Source organism: Neorhizobium vignae, assembly GCF_000732195.1.
In the GTDB taxonomy this organism is placed as follows: Bacteria; Pseudomonadota; Alphaproteobacteria; order Rhizobiales; family Rhizobiaceae; genus Neorhizobium; species Neorhizobium vignae.
This window is the reverse complement of record NZ_JNNU01000058.1, coordinates 1-1355: the sequence shown is the minus strand read 5'-3', so window position 1 is coordinate 1355 and position 1355 is coordinate 1. Positions and strand designations below refer to the sequence as shown.

Below are 1355 nucleotides of genomic sequence, written 5' to 3'. Positions count from 1 at the left end.
ATGTCCCGAGAGGTGGTGTAGCTGGATAGCGGTGGTCATCGGCTTTTTCCGGTAGGGTTGGGTTGTTCAAGCACAACCTTTTGGAAAGACCACCGATGACCAATGACATGATGGACGTGCGCTCGCTTGTTGAGAAGAGCGCTGATGCGGATTTGCTGCGCGAGATGATTGGCTTTGCGGCCGAGAAGTTGATGGAGCTGGAGGTGGGCGCGAAGACCGGTGCGGCCTACGGCGAGAAGAATGACTTTCGACTTGCTCAGCGTAACGGATATCGCGATCGCGACTGGGAGACCCGCGCTGGAACGGTCGAACTTCGAATTCCAAAGCTACGCACTGGCAGCTACTTCCCGAGCTTTCTGGAGCCGCGCCGCATGGCTGAGAAGGCACTGACCGCGGTGATCCAGGAAGCCTATATCCAGGGTGTTTCGACCCGCTCGGTCGACGATCTGGTCAAGGCGATGGGCATGAGTGGTATCTCCAAGAGCCAGGTATCTCGGCTTTGCGAAGAAATCGACGACAAGGTGAAGGCCTTCCTTGAGCGTCCGATTGAAGGCGACTGGCCATACCTTTGGATCGATGCGACCTATCTTAAAGTCCGGCGGGGCGGCCGTATTGTGTCTGTCGCGGTTATCATCGCTGTGGGCGTCAACACGGACGGTCGCCGCGAGGTTCTTGGCATGGAAATCGGCACCTCTGAAGCCGAGCCGATCTGGACGGAGTTCTTGCGCAAGCTGACCCGGCGCGGTCTGCGCGGCGTCAAGCTGGTCGTCTCCGACGCACACGAAGGCATCAAGGCCGCCGTGTCGAAGGTTCTCTCAGCAACCTGGCAGCGCTGCAGGGTCCACTTCATGCGCAATGCATTGGCTCATGCCGGCAAGAGCGGTCGACGCGTGGTCTCGGCCTTCATTGCAACGGCCTTTGCCCAAGACACGCCGGAAGCCGCCAGCCAACAGTGGCGCAACGTCGCCGATCAGATCAGGCCGAAAGTGCCGAAACTCGCCGGCCTTATGGACAGCGCCGAGGAAGATGTCCTCGCATACATGACCTTTCCCAAGCAGCACTGGACCAAGCTGCACAGCACGAACCCGATTGAGCGATTGAATGGAGAAATCAAGCGAAGGACAGAGGTCGTCGGCATCTTTCCAAATGACGATGCCATCGTCAGACTCGTCGGCGCTCTCCTGCTGGAGCAAAATGACGAGTGGGCTGTTCAGCGCTCGCGCTACATGACACTTGAGACGATCGCCACAATGAGTGATGATCCGCTCATCAACTTGCCCGCCGCAAGTTGACGCGTTCCCGGCCCTGCCCGGAAAGCTCGACGATCGAACGAGCTACACCACCTCTCGGGACAT

The 1355-nt window shown here is 58.7% G+C and carries 1 protein-coding gene; it reads left to right on the top strand.

Features of this window, described 5'->3' with window-relative positions:
* Positions 1-95: 95 nt before the first annotated feature.
* Entirely contained in the window at positions 96-1292 is a 1197-nt protein-coding gene (locus GQ59_RS30310) for an IS256 family transposase (RefSeq protein ID WP_037088614.1), read from the top strand.
* Positions 1293-1355 lie beyond the last annotated feature (63 nt).

Bases quoted from the DNA above. Each gene is read 5' to 3' on its own strand.
- GQ59_RS30310 (WP_037088614.1), top strand. From the start codon at position 96: ATGACCAATGACATGATGGACGTGCGCTCGCTTGTTGAGAAGAGCGCT.